This is a genomic window from Stenotrophomonas sp. NPDC077421 (genome assembly GCF_049545505.1).
In the GTDB taxonomy this organism is placed as follows: domain Bacteria; phylum Pseudomonadota; class Gammaproteobacteria; order Xanthomonadales; family Xanthomonadaceae; genus Stenotrophomonas; species Stenotrophomonas nematodicola.
On sequence record NZ_JBMWDP010000037.1, the window covers coordinates 1 to 17,431 of the forward strand.

Annotated in this window: 14 protein-coding genes and 4 tRNA genes; 4 read left to right on the forward strand and 14 right to left on the reverse strand. The window is 67.4% G+C overall.

Features of this window, described 5'->3' with window-relative positions; genetic code table 11:
* The 6 genes from ACPEH1_RS16645 to ACPEH1_RS16670 form a co-directional block, all read right to left on the reverse strand.
* The coding region (locus ACPEH1_RS16645) for a GTP-binding protein (RefSeq protein ID WP_239501589.1) at positions 1-188 on the reverse strand (188 nt) is incomplete at its 3' end.
* A gap of 40 nt (positions 189-228) precedes the next feature.
* Positions 229-304: transfer RNA gene (locus ACPEH1_RS16650), tRNA-Thr, on the reverse strand.
* 47 nt (positions 305-351) lie between these two features.
* Positions 352-425 (reverse strand) — tRNA-Gly (locus ACPEH1_RS16655).
* Positions 426-453: 28 nt separating this feature from the next.
* A tRNA-Tyr gene (locus tag ACPEH1_RS16660) sits at positions 454-539 on the reverse strand.
* 138 nt (positions 540-677) lie between these two features.
* Entirely contained in the window at positions 678-1,688 is a 1,011-nt protein-coding gene (locus ACPEH1_RS16665) for an isoaspartyl peptidase/L-asparaginase family protein (RefSeq protein WP_153164875.1), read from the reverse strand.
* Between the two features lie 37 nt (positions 1,689-1,725).
* Positions 1,726-2,745 carry a cyanophycinase gene (locus ACPEH1_RS16670; RefSeq protein ID WP_166472641.1) on the reverse strand — a complete coding sequence of 340 codons (1,020 nt, stop codon included), beginning with the start codon at positions 2,743-2,745 and terminating at the stop codon, positions 1,726-1,728.
* A gap of 168 nt (positions 2,746-2,913) precedes the next feature.
* Here ACPEH1_RS16670 and ACPEH1_RS16675 point away from each other — a divergent pair, with 168 nt between their 5' ends.
* On the forward strand, positions 2,914-5,661 hold the full coding sequence (locus ACPEH1_RS16675) for a TonB-dependent receptor plug domain-containing protein (RefSeq protein WP_153164876.1): 2,748 nt from the start codon (positions 2,914-2,916) through the stop codon (positions 5,659-5,661).
* Positions 5,662-6,270: 609 nt separating this feature from the next.
* Here ACPEH1_RS16675 and ychF read toward each other — a convergent pair.
* From ychF to ACPEH1_RS16715, 8 genes are all read right to left on the reverse strand, one after another.
* Entirely contained in the window at positions 6,271-7,362 is a 1,092-nt protein-coding gene (gene ychF / locus ACPEH1_RS16680) for a redox-regulated ATPase YchF (RefSeq protein ID WP_423716084.1), read from the reverse strand.
* 125 nt (positions 7,363-7,487) lie between these two features.
* On the reverse strand, positions 7,488-8,066 hold the full coding sequence (pth, locus tag ACPEH1_RS16685) for an aminoacyl-tRNA hydrolase (RefSeq protein WP_423716085.1): 579 nt from the start codon (positions 8,064-8,066) through the stop codon (positions 7,488-7,490).
* Positions 8,067-8,146: 80 nt separating this feature from the next.
* Complete coding sequence (locus tag ACPEH1_RS16690) at positions 8,147-8,761, reverse strand: 50S ribosomal protein L25/general stress protein Ctc (protein WP_017356355.1); 615 nt, start codon at positions 8,759-8,761, stop codon at positions 8,147-8,149.
* Positions 8,762-8,880: 119 nt separating this feature from the next.
* Positions 8,881-9,840: a ribose-phosphate diphosphokinase gene (locus ACPEH1_RS16695; RefSeq protein WP_026070818.1), complete on the reverse strand. Its 960-nt coding sequence runs from the start codon at positions 9,838-9,840 to the stop codon at positions 8,881-8,883.
* 142 nt (positions 9,841-9,982) lie between these two features.
* Positions 9,983-10,059 (reverse strand) — tRNA-Gln (locus ACPEH1_RS16700).
* A gap of 10 nt (positions 10,060-10,069) precedes the next feature.
* Positions 10,070-10,939 (reverse strand): 4-(cytidine 5'-diphospho)-2-C-methyl-D-erythritol kinase, encoded by an 870-nt coding sequence (gene ispE, locus ACPEH1_RS16705; RefSeq protein WP_017356353.1) that lies wholly within the window; start codon positions 10,937-10,939, stop codon positions 10,070-10,072.
* Positions 10,936-11,598 (reverse strand): lipoprotein insertase outer membrane protein LolB, encoded by a 663-nt coding sequence (gene lolB, locus ACPEH1_RS16710; RefSeq protein WP_136007184.1) that lies wholly within the window; start codon positions 11,596-11,598, stop codon positions 10,936-10,938. The genes ispE and lolB overlap by 4 nt, the downstream gene beginning before the upstream one ends.
* Complete coding sequence (locus ACPEH1_RS16715) at positions 11,595-13,283, reverse strand: tetratricopeptide repeat protein (protein WP_206147340.1); 1,689 nt, start codon at positions 13,281-13,283, stop codon at positions 11,595-11,597. Before ACPEH1_RS16715 ends, lolB begins: the two co-directional genes overlap by 4 nt.
* A gap of 65 nt (positions 13,284-13,348) precedes the next feature.
* On the opposite strand from ACPEH1_RS16715, the gene hemA reads away from it, so the two are divergent.
* Genes hemA through ACPEH1_RS16730 form a run of 3 tightly spaced genes read left to right on the forward strand, consistent with a single transcriptional unit; the run spans position 13,349 to position 17,410 of the window.
* Positions 13,349-14,632 (forward strand): glutamyl-tRNA reductase, encoded by a 1,284-nt coding sequence (gene hemA, locus ACPEH1_RS16720; protein ID WP_017356350.1) that lies wholly within the window; start codon positions 13,349-13,351, stop codon positions 14,630-14,632.
* A complete protein-coding gene (prfA, locus tag ACPEH1_RS16725; protein ID WP_017356349.1) occupies positions 14,610-15,695 on the forward strand; it encodes a peptide chain release factor 1 in 1,086 nt (361 codons plus the stop codon). The genes hemA and prfA overlap by 23 nt, the downstream gene beginning before the upstream one ends.
* 2 nt (positions 15,696-15,697) lie before the next feature.
* Positions 15,698-17,410, forward strand: coding sequence for a tetratricopeptide repeat protein (locus tag ACPEH1_RS16730; RefSeq protein WP_423716086.1), 1,713 nt, complete (start codon positions 15,698-15,700; stop codon positions 17,408-17,410).
* The last annotated feature ends 21 nt before the right edge of the window (positions 17,411-17,431 follow it).

Genomic DNA, 17,431 nt, shown 5'->3' on the forward strand with positions numbered 1-17,431 from the left:
ATCGTGATGCCACGTGCCTTTTCTTCCGGCGCGGCGTCGATCGCGGAGTAATCCTTGAACTCGCCACCGAAGCGCTCGGCGCCGATCTTGGTCAGTGCGGCGGTCAGCGTGGTCTTGCCGTGGTCGACGTGACCGATGGTGCCGACGTTGACGTGCGGCTTGGTGCGCTCGAACTTACCCTTGGCCATGGCTGCTTATCTCGAATCGTCTGAAGTGTGGTGCACTAGATGGTGCTCACGAAAGGAATCGAACCTTCGACCTCCTCCTTACCAAGGAGGTGCTCTACCGACTGAGCTACGTGAGCGAGTTTTGTATTATGGCACGAATTTGAATATATTCAAACTCATTCAATGGAGCGGGAGACGGGGATCGAACCCGCACCATCAGCTTGGAAGGCTGAGGTTCTACCATTGAACTACTCCCGCATCGGAAGCTCTTGCCACAACATGAAACTGGTGGAGGGAGGTGGATTCGAACCACCGAAGGCGTAAGCCAGCAGATTTACAGTCTGCCCCCGTTGGCCGCTTGGGTATCCCTCCTTACCACCCTGTCCCGTTGCGCCGAAGCGTTTTCGGTGTGGGGTGGAAGAGCCGTGAATTTTGGGGGTGAACGAGGGTTCTGTCAACAACCTTTTTGAATTTTTTCACACGAATTTCGAATTGCCCTGCGATTGCAGGCTATTGGCCTGGCAGCGGCAGTGGTTCGTCGGCAAAGATCGCCACGTGCGGCACGCCGTCGGCGCCGATCCAGCCCCGGTACATGCCCTGCGTATTGAACGGCGTCGCGGCACGACCGTCGGCCGAGAGCACGATCGCGCCACCATCGCCGCCGAGCGCGGGAATGCGCTCATTGATCACCGCGCGCCCTGCCTCGTCCGGGCCCTGCTTTAGGTACTGCATGCGCGCACAGATGTCGTGGGCCGCCGCCGTACGGATGTAGAACTCGCCCCAGCCCGTACCCGACACCGCGCAGGTCGCGTTGGCGTATGTGCCGGCACCGATGATCGGCGAATCGCCGACCCGGCCATAGCGCTTGTTGGTCATGCCGCCGGTGGACGTGCCCGCCGCCAGACTGCCCTGGGCGTCCAGCGCCACGGCGCCGACGGTACCGAAGTGACGTGCGGTCTCCAGATCGGCATGCGCCTGGCCGGCCGCGTCCTCGCGGAGTGCCTTCTGCAGCTGCTGCCAGCGTTTTTCAGTGCGGAAGTACGACGGATCGACCAGCGCGATGTGCTGGGTGGCGGCGAAGGTCTCGGCGCCCTCGCCCACCATCATCACGTGCGGGGAATGCTGCATCACCGCGTTGGCCAGCAGGATCGGATTGCGTACCCGGTGCACGCCCGCGACGGCGCCGGCCTTGAGGGTGGCGCCGTCCATCAGCGAGGCGTCCAGCTCGTTGCGCCCGTCATGGGTGAACACGGCACCCTTGCCGGCATTGAAGGTGGGGTCATCCTCCAGCACCGTGATCGCGGCGGTGACCGCCTCCAGCGCCGGGCGACCCGCCGCGAGTGCCTGGTGTCCCTTCACAAGCGCCTGGCGCAGCGCCGTGCGCGCCGCCGCTTCCTCGGTGGGCGACAGATCCCCGCGCTCGACCCCTGCCCCACCGTGGATCACCAGGACAGGCTCGGCCGCCGATGCAAGCGGGCTCGACAGGCACAACGACAGCAGCAACGCGGTTCGGCGGGTCATGACAGGGTCTCCGGCAGGCAAGACCCCCATCATGGCGTCAGCGGGGCTGCAGTTCCAAGGCCCCGTCGCGGATATCGGCGGTGATCTGGAACGCCGGATCGTCGACCCGGAACCCGTCCAGGTGCAGACGGCTGGCACTGCCCACACCGGTGACGGGGATCGCGTGGAAGTCCAGCGGCTCGCCATCGCGCAGGCGGTCGGCGGTGTGGCGCGGCATGACCAGCCAGGCGTACCCGTCGTCGTTGCTGAACACACGGCCGCGACCATCGGCCTCGACGCACAGGGCGGTGTCTTCGTCCACGCCGATGCCGACCATGTCCGGCCGCCCGCTCTGCCGCGCGGCACGAGCGACGAAGACGATCAGGCGACCGAGCCGGTCACGCTTGCCGAAATGGGTGTCGGTGACCACGTTCGACAGGTACGGCATGGTCAGGAAATCGTTGTCCAGCGTCACCGCACTGCCCATCGGGTCCTGCAGCGCCCGGTCCGAAGTGATGCTGCCGCCATCCAGTGCGCCGTAGCTGTAGCCGCCGAGAATGGCCAGACCGGCACTGGTGCCGGCGATGGGACGGCCGGCGCGCACATGGGCGTTGAGGGCGTCATTGAGGGCGGTGCCCTTCCAGAAACGGATGTAGCGCGACTGGTCGCCACCGGCGATGAAGATCGCATCGGCCGCGGCCACCACCTGCAGGACATTGGGGTCATCGGCGGCGCGGCGGCTGTCGAAGACCAGGGTCTGGACGGTGCTGACACCGCCGATGTCGCGGTAGAGGCGCTCCTGGAGCTCATCGCCGCCCGACGCGCGCAGGATCACCACCCGACCGTGGCCGGCGCGCTCCAGCCACCACGCGAAGGCGGCCGGCACCCACTCGCCGCCGCCCATGAGCATCATCGCCGGCTCGGTCCGGGCGGCCCGCGGCGCGTCCAGGTCACCGATCTCGTAGTAGCGGTAGCCCGGCTCCTGCAGGCTGCGCGACGACTGGCCCTGGGCCGGCAGCGCCAGGACAGCCAGCAGCAGCCATAGGAGCGGTCTGAAACGGCGGAAAGCCTTGTGCACGTTGATCTCCCTGAACAGATCGGGGGTGTAAGCGCTTTCACTCTTTGCCAGAGAACATGGCAGTGGTCAACCCCATGAAAAAGGCGTTAAATGCGCGCCGTCCATTCGCGAAATGTGAATGGGGGACAGGCCTCCCTCGAGGCCGACACTTTCTTCTCGAGAATTCTCATGCGTAAACAGGCGATGGCGTGGTCGATCCAGCTGGCGTTGATGGGTGTGGCCGCGACTGCGGCGGCCCAGTCGGCCGCCCCCGGAGTGCAGCAACTGGACACGGTGCAGGTCACCGGCTCGCGCATTCCGCGCGCGCAGGTGGAAGGACCCGCACCGGTCACGGTGATCACCGCCGAGCAGATCCAGGCCAGCGGCTTCACCAGCGTGCCGGACGTGCTCCGTTCCATGACCCAGAACGGCGGTGAGACCCAGAGCCAGCAGTCCTCCAGCGGCGCGGACTTTTCGCCCGGCGCGCAGCAGGTCGATCTGCGCGGCCTCGGCCCCAACCACACCCTGGTGCTGGTCAACGGCCGCCGCATCGCCGACTTCCCGATGCCCTTCCAGGGCCGCAGCAACTTCACCGACGTCTCCAACATTCCGATCGGGATGATCGAGCGGATCGAAGTACTGACCGGCAGCGCCTCGGCGATCTACGGGTCGGACGCGATCGCCGGCGTGGTCAACTTCATCCTCAAGAAGCGGGTGGATGGCACCACGGTGGACGTGCGCATGGGCACGACCAGCGAAGGCGGCGGCGAGTCGTTCGACATGAGCATTGCCAGCGGCTTCGACGCCGGTCGCTTCAGCGCGGTGTACAGCCTGGAACTGCAGTCGCAGACACCGCTGTGGGCCTATGAGCGCGAGCAGCAGGACTCCACCCTGGACGCGCCGACCGACAGCGCCCGCGCCGCGCGCCGTGCCTACCTGCGCACCGACTGGAACGACGACTACCTGGACCCGGGCCAGGCCACCTGCGATGCACTGGCCGGCCAGAACAACGGCAGCACCCACTACGCCGAACGCGCGCGCTACGGCTTCTACTGCGGCAGCGACCGCTCGATCGGCTACGGCACGATCCTGAGCAAGCGTCGCGGCGCCAATGGCTACGCGTCGCTGAACTACGCCTTCGACAATGGCGCCAGCTGGTTTGCCGACGTGCAGATGGGCTACCACGACATCGCGCTGATGCGCGATGTGACCCAGTGGGGCCGCATGGCCGCCGACGGCAATGAGGACGGCTACTTCTACAACCAGGCCACCGACCAGGTCGAGTTCTGGCAGCGCCAGTTCTCGCCCGAAGAAATGGGCGGGCTGCGCAACGGCATGATCCGCAGCACGCAGAAGACCTTCAGCGTCACCACCGGCTTCAAAGGCAGCCTGAACGGGGCGTGGGACTACGAGGCCTCGTTGAGCCATTCGCAGTACCAGTCGTCGATCCGCTGGCCGCAGATCGTTGCGGCCAAGGCCAACGCGCTGTTCCTTGGCGAGCAGCTCGGCGAGTACACCGACGATGACGACAACGTCTTTCCGATCTTCAACGCCGACCCGGCACGTCTTTACCGCCCGCTGAGCCGCGCCGAATACGATTCGATTGCCGCGCGCACGACCTATACGCCGAAGTCGCGCACCGACACCGCCGCCCTGACGCTGACCAACGGCGAACTGTTCGAGCTGCCGGGCGGCAAGGCCGGTTTTGCGGCCACCGCGGAGTTCGGCAACCAGTCCTACGCCCTCAACCCCGATCCGCTGGCCACGCAGTACTACTACTACAGCTGGAAGGACTCCGACGGCCACGGCAGCCGCAACCGCTGGGCCACCGCCGCCGAACTGCGCCTGCCGCTGCACGACACGCTCAATGTGAGCGTGGCCGGTCGCTACGACCAGTACCGCTACTCGGGCAACAGCATCGGCAAGGCGACCTGGAGTGGCGGCATCGAGTGGCGCCCGATCGATACGCTGCTGGTGCGCGGCTCCTACGGCACGGCGTTCCGCGCGCCGGACCTGCACTACGTGTACGCCGGGCCGGGCAACGACGAGACCAGCAACAACGACTACTACACCTGCCAGCTGGACCAGGCCGACGACTGCTCGGACTACGAGGAAGACCTGATCCGCACGCGCGAGGGCAATCGCAGGCTCGACCCGGAAACCAGCACGTCGTGGAGTGCCGGCTTCGTGTGGTCGCCGGCCATCGGGCTGGATCTGTCGGTGGATTGGTTTGACATCGATATGCGCGACCAGGTGCAGGACATGGACGTGGGCACCATCCTGCGCGACGAGGCGGCCTGCCGTCTGGGCGGCGCGGACCCGACCTCGCCGACCTGCGTGGATGCGATCGCCCGGGTCACCCGCACCAGCGACGGCCGCCTGTACGGCGTGCACGTCAACCCGATCAACATCGCCCGCGAAACCACCCGCGGTATCGATGTGGGCCTGCGCTACCGCCTGCCGACGTCCATCGGCGACTTCACCCTCAGTGGCAACCACACCTGGGTGAAGACGCACGATTTCCAGCAGTTCGACGGCGACGTGGTCGAAGACCAGTTCGCGGTCAACAGCGGCTTCGACATCCCGCGCACCAAGACCAGCGCCAGCATCACCTGGGAAAAGGACGCCTGGTCGGCCACCGTGTACGGCTCGCGCCTGGGCAGGCTGCCCACCTACGACAGCTACGATCAGAGCTTCGATCCGGACAGCGGCGACAGCCCGTGGATCGGCGCGACCTACCGCTACAACGTGTCGGTGCAGTACCGCTTCGACGACCACGCACGCCTGTCGCTGTCGGTGGTCAACGTGGGCAACAAGATGCCGCCCAAGGACGCGACCTACACCCCGTACCCGTATTACGACGTGTCCTGGTTCGACACCGTCGGCCGCACGATCAACCTGCAGTACACCCACAAGTTCGGCGGTACGCCGCTGTAAGGCGCCTGCCAGGGGACGCAGCAGGAAGGACGGAGGCACTGCCTCCGTCCTTTTTTTTGGGGGCGCTGGCCCGAGTGGAGAACGTGCGCGGGTTTTCCACATGACACGTGGAGAGCCGTGGGGGTTTGCTGTGGACAAGCCGGTGCGAGCGTTGCGCCGCGGGCGTTTCCGCGGGTGGTCAATTATTGTCCAGCGCTGGCGCGACGTGATCGCCGTCCGGTCGAACACGTTTTCCACACGCGGCGTGGAAAGCCGTGGGAGTTTGTTGTGGACAACCCTGTGTGAGCGTTGCAGCGCAGCGGTTCTGGAGGGTGATCAATTATTGTCCAGGCCGGGCTCCGTGCCGACCAGCGGCCGGCGCCCGCCGGTTTGCCACGTCCAGCGCATCACCGAACGGGGTTCTCCACATGGCACGTGGAAAGCCGTGGGGGTTTGCTGTGGACAAGCTGGTGCGAGCGTTGCGCCGCAGGCGCTTCCACGGATGGTCAATTATTGTCCAGCACAGAAAGCGTGCCGGCCAATGGTCGGCACCTGCTGCTCCGGCACCACCTGCAAACGCAAACGCCCCGCACAAGGCGGGGCGTTTGCGGGCGTACAACGCAGATGCGATCAGACGTTGAAGCGGAAGTGCAGGATGTCGCCTTCCTGGACGCGGTATTCCTTGCCTTCCAGACGCAGGCGGCCGGCTTCCTTCGCACCGGCCTCGCCCTTGTACTTGATGAAGTCGTCATACGCGATGGTTTCGGCGCGGATGAAGCCCTTCTCGAAGTCGGTGTGGATGACGGCAGCCGCCTGCGGTGCGGTGGCGCCCTTGCGCACGGTCCACGCGCGGACTTCCTTCACGCCTGCGGTGAAATAGGTCTGCAGGCCGAGCAGGTTGTAGGCGGCGTTGATGACGCGGTTCAAGCCCGGCTCGGACAGGCCCAGGTCGGCCAGGAAGGTGTCGCGGTCGTCGTCGTCGAGCTGGGACAGCTCTTCTTCGATGGCGGCCGAGACCGGCACCACCTGTGCGCCTTCTTCGGCAGCGCGGGCGCGCACGGCGTCCAGGTGCGGGTTGTTCTCGAAGCCGTCTTCCAGCACGTTGGCGATGTACATCACCGGCTTGAGGGTGAGCAGGAACAGATCGCGGACCAGCGCCTTCTCTTCCTCGTCCAGGCCGGCAGTGTGGCCGGCCTTGCCGTCGGACAGCGCGGCCTGCAGCTTGGCCAGCACCGGCTTGCGGGCAGCCGCGTCCTTGTCGCCGCCCTTGGCCGCGCGCTCGGCACGGTTCAACGCCTTCTCGACGCTGTCCAGATCGGCCAGGGCCAGCTCGGTGTCGATGGTGTCGATGTCCGAGATCGGGTCGACCTTGTTGTTGACGTGGATGACGTCGGCGTTCTCGAAGCAGCGCACGACGTGGGTGATCGCATCCACTTCGCGGATGTGGGCCAGGAACTTGTTGCCCAGGCCTTCGCCACTGGCGGCACCGGCGACCAGGCCGGCGATGTCGACGAACTCCACGGCGGTCGGGATGACCTTCTGCGGGTTGATGATCGCCGCCAGTTCGTTCAGGCGCGGATCCGGCACCGGCACGATGCCGACGTTCGGTTCGATCGTGCAGAACGGGAAGTTGGCCGCCGCGATGCCCGCCTTGGTCAGCGCATTGAACAGGGTCGATTTGCCGACGTTGGGCAGACCGACGATGCCGCATTTGATACCCATCTTTGACAACCTCTGGGGTGAAAGTGATTGGTAAAAGGGCGCGCTGCCGGGCACCGTTTTACCGATCATTTTCCGTACCGACCAACGGTCGGTACCTACCGGATTGCTGCGTGCCTACCGGGCGATCATTTCGGGGTATGCAGGCGTTTCATGGCCTCGCTGTAGTCGCCCTTTACGGCCAGCGGCAGCACGTCGATGGCGTCGTTGATGGCATGGCCGATCAACACGTCGTCATCCTTGCCGGCGCGGCCGAGCACCCACGGAACCACGCGGTCCTTGTGACCGGGATGGCCGATGCCGATACGCAGGCGGTGGAATCTGCCATGCCCCAGCAGACGGATGGTGTCGCGCAGTCCGTTCTGGCCGCCGTGACCGCCATCGAACTTGAGCCGTGCCACGCCGGGCGGGAGGTCCAGCTCATCGTGCGCCAGCAGGGTTTCTTCGGACTCGATCTTCCAGAAGCGCTGCGCGGCGGTAACCGACTTGCCGCTGAGGTTCATGAAGGTGGCGGGCTTGAGCAGCCACACCGGTTGCCCGGCGATGTCGACCTTGGCGGTCTCGCCGAACAGCTTGCTGTCCACGCTCCAGCGCGCGCCGGCCTGTTCGACCAGGGCGTCAATGAAACGAAACCCGGCGTTGTGCCGGGTCTGGGCGTGCTCGGGTCCGGGGTTGCCCAGACCAACGATCAATCGCAATCCTGTCATCACTCTTCTTCGTCGGTACCGACCCTGTGCCGGCACATACAGAAACGGCGCCTGCCCCGAAGGACAGGCGCCGCAACCACTTACTCTGCGGCCGGCGCTTCGTCGGCAACGTCTTCCTTGCCGTGCTTGGCGGTGACGATCGCGTCGTCGTGGTCCTTGCCCTGGGCCAGGGCCGGGATCTCGACGCCCTTCGGCAGCTTGATGTCCGACAGGTAGATCACGTCACCGGCCTTCAGGTCGGCCAGGTCGACGTCGATCGATTCCGGCAGGTCCTTCGGCAGGCAGGAGATGGTCACTTCCTTCAGTTCGTGGGTGACCACGACGTCGGCAGCCTTGCCAGCCGGCGAGGTGTCTTCGTTGATGAAGTGCAGCGGGACGTTGGCGGTCAGGGCCTCGTTCTCGTTCACGCGCAGGAAATCCAGGTGGATGATCAGCTGCTTGAACGGGTGGCGCTGCATGTCACGCAGCAGCACCTTGGTGACCTGGCCGTCCAGGTTCAGGTCCAGGATCGAGGAGTAGAACCACTCGTTCTGCTGGGCCAGCCAGATCTGGTTGTGGTCCAGGTTGATGTTGATCGGAGCGGCGCCGCCGCCGTACACAACGGCCGGGATCACGCCGGCGTGACGCAGGCGGCGGCTCGCACCCTTGCCCTGCACGTCACGAGCGGTGACCTTGATTTCATGAGTCTTCGACATGTTTGCACTACCAGTAGTTGCCTTGCCCGAAGGCGTGGCGGTTGAAGGTACGTCCGCGACCAGACGTACCCAGGACCCGACTGCCGTTGCCGGCAGCCGGAGATTTCATTGCGACAGCATCAATCCACGTACAGCGAGCTGACGGACTCGCCGAAGGCGATGCGGCGCATCGTTTCGGCCAGCATCTCCGCCACGCTGAGCTGACGGATCTTGCTGCACACCCGCGCCGCTTCATTGAGCGGAATGGTGTCGGTCACCACCAGCTCATCGAGCTGGGAGTTGTTGATGTTGTCCACCGCCGGGCCCGAAAGCACGGCGTGGGTGCAGTACGCGGCGACCTTGAGGGCGCCGCGCGCCTTCAGGGCAGCAGCGGCCGCACACAGGGTGCCGGCGGTATCGACGATGTCATCGACCATCACGCAGGTCTTGCCTTCGACGTCACCGATGATGTTCATCACGGTGGAGACGTTGGCGCGCGGACGGCGCTTGTCGATGATCGCCAGGTCGGCATCGTCCAGGCGCTTGGCGACGGCGCGCGCACGCACCACACCGCCCACGTCCGGGGACACCACGATCAGGTTTTCAGTGCCGTAGGCACGCCAGATATCGGCGAGCAGCAGCGGCGAGGCATACACGTTGTCGACCGGCATGTCGAAGAAACCCTGGATCTGGTCGGCATGCAGGTCCACCGTCAGGACCCGGTCGGCCCCCACGGCGCTGAACATCTTGGCGGCGACCTTGGCCGTGATCGGCACGCGCGAGGAGCGCATGCGGCGATCCTGGCGCGAGTAGCCGAAGTACGGCACCACCGCGGTGACGCTGTTGACCGAGGCGCGCTTGAGCGCATCGATCAGGACCAGCAGCTCCATCAGGTTCTCGGCGCTGGGGGCACAGGTCGGCTGGATCACGAAGACGTCCTGCTTGCGGACGTTCTCTTCGATTTCCACCTGCACTTCACCATCGGAGAAGCGCGAGACCAGTGCCTTGCCCGGTCGCACCCCCAGTTCCTTGCAGATGCTCTGCGCAAGGCGCTTGTTGGCGTTGCCGGAAAATACCAGCAGGTTGGGGGATTCTTGCATCATGGGACGGTCTCGGGCGGGAGCGATTGGCGGAGAACTCTGCCGCAGGCACCCGGAGGCGTCGGCGGTGACGACACTGCGGAGGTTCGACCGCGCCCGCGCAGATCGCGTGCGCAAGGGTTCGCGGCAAAACATCCGCAAGTGGCAGGGGCGGGAGGATTCGAACCTCCGAATGCCAGGATCAAAACCTGGTGCCTTGGGCCTCTTGGCGACGCCCCTGCATCAAAAATCAATAACGCTCGAGTACATCAAGCAGTGGCGAGCGCTCCACGCCCGCAGCCACCCATGCCCGCAGTCCTTCCGGCAACTCCGCCAACGCCTGCTCGGCGGCAGCGCGCGTGGTGAACTCGACGAAACAACCGCTTCCCGACCCGGTGAGTCGTGCCCGGCCGATACTGCTCAACGCCACCAGCGCCGCCTCTACGGCAGGCTCGTGACGGCGCAGGACCGGCTCGAACGCATTCCCGAGCAAAGACCCGGAAGCGAAGTCCTCTATTTTCGCCACTGGGGCATCGCGCGTCAAATCGGGTGATGCAAAAAGCGCAGCCGTCGGGACGTGAACGCCCGGATCGGCAAGCACATACCAGGCCGGCGGCAGGTCCATCGGGGTCAACTGCTCCCCCACTCCCTCCGCCCAGGCATTGTGGCCGCGCACAAACACCGGCACATCCGCACCAAGCTGCAGGCCCAGCGCGGCCAGCGCATCCACGTCCAGACCCGCCCTCCACAAGCGGTTCAGGGCCACCAGCACGGTGGCCGCATCGGACGAACCGCCGCCGAAGCCACCGCCCGCCGGAATGCGCTTTTCGATGCCGATATCCGCACCTTGAGAGCTGTTGGTCGCACGTTTGAGCAACAACGCCGCGCGCACGGCAAGGTCGTCGGTCTCGGCCACGCCCGCGACCGATGGCCCGTCACGACGCACCTGGCCATCCTCGCGTACCCGCAGGCGCAGCCGGTCGCCCCAGTCGAGCAGGCGGAACACGGTCTGCAGCTGGTGATAACCGTCAGCACGACGACCGGTGATGTGCAGGAACAGGTTCAGCTTGGCCGGGGCCGGCCAGTGCGACCAGCCTGCGTTCAGGTCCGGCGCGCTCATGGGGTGCCGACCACCCAGCTGTCGACCACCAGGCGCACTTTGGCGTCGCCGTTGACCGCTTCGATGCGCCGCGGCAGCACCGGGCGATCGCCCTCGGCCGGGTACCAGTCCAGGTACTGGATCTGCCAGCCCATCTGCTGCACGCGACGCGGGCGGCCGTCGCCATCGCGCTCGACCTGCTCGGCCGGGCCCGCCGCGTCGGCCACCAGGCCACGCACCCAGTCGGGCAGCTGGTTGACCGGAATGTCCCAGCCCGTCGCCTCCAGCAACACCTGCTGGGCGTCGTCACCCTGGCGCGGTCCGCCGTCCAGCCCTTCCAGCCGCCCGCCGGCGTGCCGGGTATCGCCGGTCAGTTTCCAGCTCTGGCGGGTCACCGGCGCGCTCAGCTCGACCACGTACTGGCGGGCCTGCTGCTGCCAGTCGATGCGGCCATTGCCGCCGTTGCGGCCCTTGTTGATGGCTACCCGGCCCTGGAACGCCCACTGCGGCTGTGCCCGGACAGCGGCGACGCGATCGCTTTCTGCCTGCTGCGCTTCGGCCGACACCGTTGTCACCACCGCCGGCGCCGACGGGGCCTTGCGCTCGTCCAGCGACACGCACGCCGACAGCGAGAGGGCCGCGACAAGGGCCGCGGCAGATTTCAGGAACTGCAGGTTCATACGCCGTATTTCTCGATCACGCGCTGCAGGGCGCGGTTGTCAGGGTCCAGCTTGCGGGCTTCGTCGAAGAACTGACGGGCCTCGTCCTTGCGGCCGAGCACCCACAGCACTTCACCGACATGGGCGGCGATCTCGGCATCCTTGGCCAGGCTCCAGGCGCGGCGCAGCTGCACCAGCGCCTGCTCGTTGCGCCCCAGGCGGTAGAGCACCCAGCCGTAGCTGTCGACGATGGCGGCGTTGTCCGGCTCGGCCACGCGGGCGCGGTCGATCAGTTCCAAGGCCTCCTGGTAGCGCTGGGTGCGATCGGCCAAGGTGTAGCCCAGCGCATTGAGCGCGGCCACGTTTTCCGGATCGGTCACCAGCACCTTGCGCAGGTCCGCCTCGGCGCGCGCGATGTCGTCGCGGCGCTCCCACGCCAGCGCGCGGGCATACAGCAAGGCGTTCTCGTCGGGATAGGCGGCCAGGCCGCGGCCGAGTGCATCCAGTTCGCCGGCATCGTCGTTGCCGCGCTGGCGCAGCTCCGCTTCGAGCAGGTAGGCGTCGCGACGCGCTTCGTCATCGACGGTCGCATCGGACTGGATCGCATGTACTTCAGCCAGCGCCTTGTCGGTGCGGCCCAGTTCGTACTGGGCGTTGGCGGCGCGCAGGCGGGCTTCGTCGCGTTCCGGACCACCAGGCACACCGTGGTACCACTCCACCGCTTCGGCCGGACGCTTGAGGTACTCGGCAATCTTGCCGAGCAGCAGGCGCTGGGCCGGATCGGGCTTGGTCGCCTTGCCGGACAGTTCGGTGTAAAGCGCCAGCAGCGCTGCGGTGTCGTTCTGCTTGGCCAGCAGCGAGGCGCGCATGCCGTAGGTCTGCACGTCCTGCGGGCCCACCGACAGCACGCGCTCGGCGGCCCTGGATTCGCCCATCGCGTCGTAGGTGATCGCCACCGCGTTGCGCAGTTCCGGGTCCTGTGTGGTCCTGGGCTCCACGCCGCGCAACAGCGCCAGCGCCTCGTCGGTCTTGCCGGACTGGCTCAACTGGCTGGCATGCAGCAGGGCCACGCGCGGCTCATCGGGGAAGCGGCGGACCACTTCATCGACCATGCGTCGGGCCAGTTCGGGCTTGTCCATGCGCAGCGCCAGGCGACCAAACTCCTGCCAGGCCTCCAGGGTGTCGGGGATCGCGTTGGCGTCCACCAGCCCGTCCAGCACCTGGGCCGGCACGGCCGGGTCGCGGCCGCCGCCCACCAGGGCGGCGATGGCGAACTTCCAGCCCTGCGGATCCGGATCGCGCAGTATCGCCACCAGTTCGGCCTGGGCGGTCTTCACCTGGTTCTGGCGCATGGCCAGGGCCGCAGCACTGCTGCGCATGGCCAGCGAGCGCGGCGCGCGCGCCTCCCACAGCTTCAGCGCCCGGGCGGCACGGACATCATCGTTGGCCAGCATGGCGATGCGCGTGGCGCGCTCGGCCAGCCCGGCGTCGTCACGGCCGGCCTCGGCTGCATCCAGATACCAGCGCGCGGCGTCCTCCAGTTTGCCGGCCTGGAGGGCGAATTCGCCGGCCAGGACCGGGGTCAGCGAGGCAGGCTCGGCGGCGCGGTCCCTGCCCGCCGGAACCGTGGCAGGACGGGCTGCCAGGGCGTTGGCGGTGAACAAAGACAGCAGCAGAACGCTGGAGATGCGAATCAATGCGGGCATCGGGGGCATCTGAGCCTTAAAATGACGACTTGAATGGCCAGCAGCTTATCGCAAGCAACTGAACAATGACCCTGTGGGTGCTCGGACTGAACCACCAGACCGCGCCAGTGGAACTGCGCGAACGCGCGTCCTTTGGCGGCGATGCGCTGCCGCGGGCGCTCGCCTCGCTGCGTGACACCCCGCAGGTGGCCGAAGCGGTGCTGCTGTCCACCTGCAACCGCACCGAGCTGTATGCCATCGCCGAGTCCGGACAGGCCCTGGCCGACTGGCTGGAGGCGCACGCCGGCCAGCTCCAGGGTTACCTGTACCAGCATGCCGATGCGGACGCCGTACGCCACCTGTTCCGGGTCGCGACCGGGTTGGACTCCATGGTGCTGGGCGAACCGCAGATCCTGGGCCAGGTGAAGGACGCCTGGGCCACCTCGCGCGATCACGGGCTGCTCGGCCAGCGCCTGGACCGCCTGTTCCAGCAGACCTTCTCGGTGGCCAAGCGGGCCCGTACCGATACCCGCGTCGGCGCCAATCCGGTGTCGGTGGCCTCCACGGCGGTGCGCCTGGCGCAGAACTCGTTCGCCCGGCTGGAAGATTCGACCGTGCTGCTGGTTGGCGCCGGCGAGACCATCGAGCTGGCGGCGCGGCATCTCAGCGAGGGGCGCGTGCGCCGGCTGCTGATCGCCAACCGCACCCTCGCCCACGCCCAGGACCTGGCCAGCCGCCACGGCGGCGTCGCCCTGCCCCTGACCGAGCTGGAGCGCCACCTCGGCGAGGCCGACGTGGTGTTTTCGGCCACCGCCGCGCGCGAGCCGGTGATCGCCAAGGCACATGTCGCCGCCGCGCTGCGGGCGCGCCGGCACAAGCCGATGCTGCTGTTCGACCTGGCTGTGCCGCGCGATATCGAATCGGGCGTGGGCGACCTCAGTGATGCCTTCCTGTACACCGTGGACGATCTTGAGCGGGCGGTCGAGGACAATCGCCGCAGCCGCCGCGAAGCCGCCGCCGAGGCCGAGGCGATCATCGACCTGCAGGTTGCCCGGTTCGTGGAGACCCTCCACGCCGGCGCGCACCAGGCGCCGCTGCTGCAGCTGCGCGCCTACGGCGATGCGACGCGGACGGAGATGCTGGAAAAAGCCCGACAGCAGCTGGCCAACGGCAAGCCGGCCGAGGACGTACTGGAACTGCTCGCGCACGGCTTGACCAACCGCCTGCTGCACCCGCCGACGGCCGCGCTGCGCGCGGCGGCGTTGAGCGGCGATACTGAACTGACCCGCGCCGCCGAGCGCCTGTTCCCGGCCAAGCCCGGCTACCAGCACCCTGTTGTGAGGAATGATGACGCCGACCCTGCGCCGTAAGCTGGAAGCGCTGGCCGAGCGCCGCGAAGAACTTGAACGCCTGCTTGCCGATCCGGGTGTGGTCGGCGACAACGAACGCTTCCGCGCGTTCTCGCGCGAGTTCTCGCAGCTGCAGCCGATCGCCACCGCACTGGCCGACGAAGCCCGGGCCAAGGCCGACCTGGCCGCCGCCGAGGCGATGCGCGCCGAGCCGGACCTGCGCGAGCTGGCCGAAGAGGAAATCACTGCGGCCCAGCAACGCCTGGAACAGCTTGACCAGGACCTGGCGCTGCTGCTGGTGCCGCGCGACCCGCGCGACGACGGCAACCTGTTCCTGGAAGTACGCGCCGGCACCGGCGGCGACGAGGCGGCGATCTTCGCCGGCGACCTGTTCCGGATGTACGCGCGTTATGCCGAGCGCCAGGGCTGGAAGGTGGAGGTCGAATCGGACAGCCCCGGCGAACATGGCGGCTACAAGGAAATCGTGGCCCGGGTGGTCGGTCGCGGTGCCTACTCGAAGCTGAAGTTCGAATCGGGCACGCACCGCGTGCAGCGCGTGCCGGCGACCGAATCGCAGGGACGCATCCACACCTCGGCGGCCACCGTGGCGATCATTCCCGAAGCCGACGATGTGGACGAAGTGACGATCAACCCGGCCGACCTGCGGGTGGATACGTTCCGCTCGTCCGGCGCCGGCGGCCAGCACGTCAACAAGACCGAATCGGCGATCCGCATCACCCACCTGCCGACCGGCGTGGTGGTGGAGTGCCAGACCGAGCGCAGCCAGCATGCCAACCGCGACAAGGCCATGAAGCGCCTGAAGGCGCAGCTGCTCGACGCCGAACGCAGCCGGCAGGCCGCCGCCACCGCCGAGAGCCGCCGCCTGCAGGTGGGCAGCGGCGACCGCAGCCAGCGCATCCGCACCTACAGCTTCCCGCAGGGCCGGATCACCGACCACCGCGTGGAAGGACTGACGCTGTACGACCTGCCCAACATCATTGCCGGCGAGCTCGATCCGCTGGTCGAACGGCTGATACACGAACATCAGGCCGACGAACTGGCGCAGCTGGCTGCCGGACCCTGAGCGTGGGCGCACCGGACCAGGAACGCCGGCAGCTGCGCGAGGCCGTGCAGCGCCAGCCGAGCGACTTCATCGCGTGGGTCATGCTGGCAGACGCCGAACTGGAAGCCGGCGACGTCGCCCGTGGCACGGCCGCCGCCACGCAGGCGCTGCAGTTGCGCGACGATCATCCCGAAGCCCTGGCCCGGCTCGGGCGTGCCCGCTGGATGCAGGGCCAGCCCGGCGACGCAGCCGTCCTGCTGCGCCGTGCGGCTGAGCAGGTACCGCAGCATCCCGGCATCGCCCTGTGGCTCGGCCATGCGCTGGAGGATGCCGGCCAGCCCGAGGCCGCCGCCGATGCCTATCGCCATGCGCACCGGCTGCTGCCGGGTGAGCCCTACATCACCGCGCAGTTGCTCAACTGGCAGCGCCGCCTGTGCGACTGGCGCGATCTGGACCGGCTGTCGGCGCTGGTCCGTCGGGCCGTGGCGCAAGGCCAGGCGGTGGTCGAGCCGTTCGCCTTCCTCAGTGAAGATGCCAGCGCCACCGAGCAGCTGACCTGTGCGCGGCAACGCGCGGCAGCGATTGGGACGGAGCTGCCCGCCCTGCCCCCGACAACCGTGCGGGACCACGGAAGACTCCGCGTCGGCTTCCTCTCCAATGGCTTCGGCGCGCATCCGACCGGGCTGCTGACGGTGGCCCTGTTCGAGCAGCTGGCCCTCGCCGATCGGCTGGACCTGCATCTGTTCGCGCTCAACGGCGATGACGGCAGCGACATCCGCGTCCGCCTCCAGGCGGCGGCCAGCGTGCTGCACGAGGTGGGCGGACAGCCGCACGACCGTGTTGCCGCGCGCATCCGCGACGCCGGCATCGATGTGCTGTTCGACCTGCGCGGCTGGGGCGGCGGCGGCACGCCGCAGGTGCTGGCGATGCGTCCGGCACCGATACAGGTGAATTGGCTGGCGTATCCGGGCACGTCCGGGGCGCCGTGGATCGACCACGTGCTGGCCGATGCCTTCGTGCTGCCAGATGCGCTGGCATCGGCCTTCAGCGAGCGCATCTGGCGCCTGCCACGCGCGTTCCAGCCGTCGGACAACACGCGCGAGGTTGCGACGCCACCGTCGCGCGTCGCCTGCGGCCTGCCGGCGCAGGGGGTGGTGCTGTGCTGTTTCAACAACAGCTACAAGCTTACCCCGCGCAGCATGCAGCGCCTGTTCGCGGTCCTGCAGGGCGTACCGGGCAGCGTGCTGTGGCTGTTGTCCGGCCCGGGCAACGCCGATGCGCGGCTCCGTGCGGCGGCCCGTCAGGCAGGCCTGGAGCCGGCGCGCCTGGTGTTCATGCCGCGCCTGCCCCACGCCGAGTACCTGGCCCGGTACCAGCACGCTGATCTGTTCCTTGATACACACCCCTACAACGCCCACACCACCGCCTCCGACGCGCTGTGGGCCGGCTGCCCCGTACTGACGTGCCCGGGCACCACGTTTGCCGCGCGCGTGGCCGGCAGCCTCAATCACCATCTGGGAGTCACCCGGATGAATGCTGCCGATGACCGTGCCTTCATCGCCACGGCAATCCGGCTCGGCAACGATGCCCCGGCGCTGCAGGCGCTGCGCGCCGAACTGGCCGTGCAACGCACGCGCAGCGGGCTGTTCGACATGGCGGCGTTCGCCGTCGATTTCACTGCTGCGGTCGAGGGCATGGCGCACGAGCGCGGCTGGCAGGGCGCACACACGCCCTGATCCTGCCATGCGCTAGGCTCG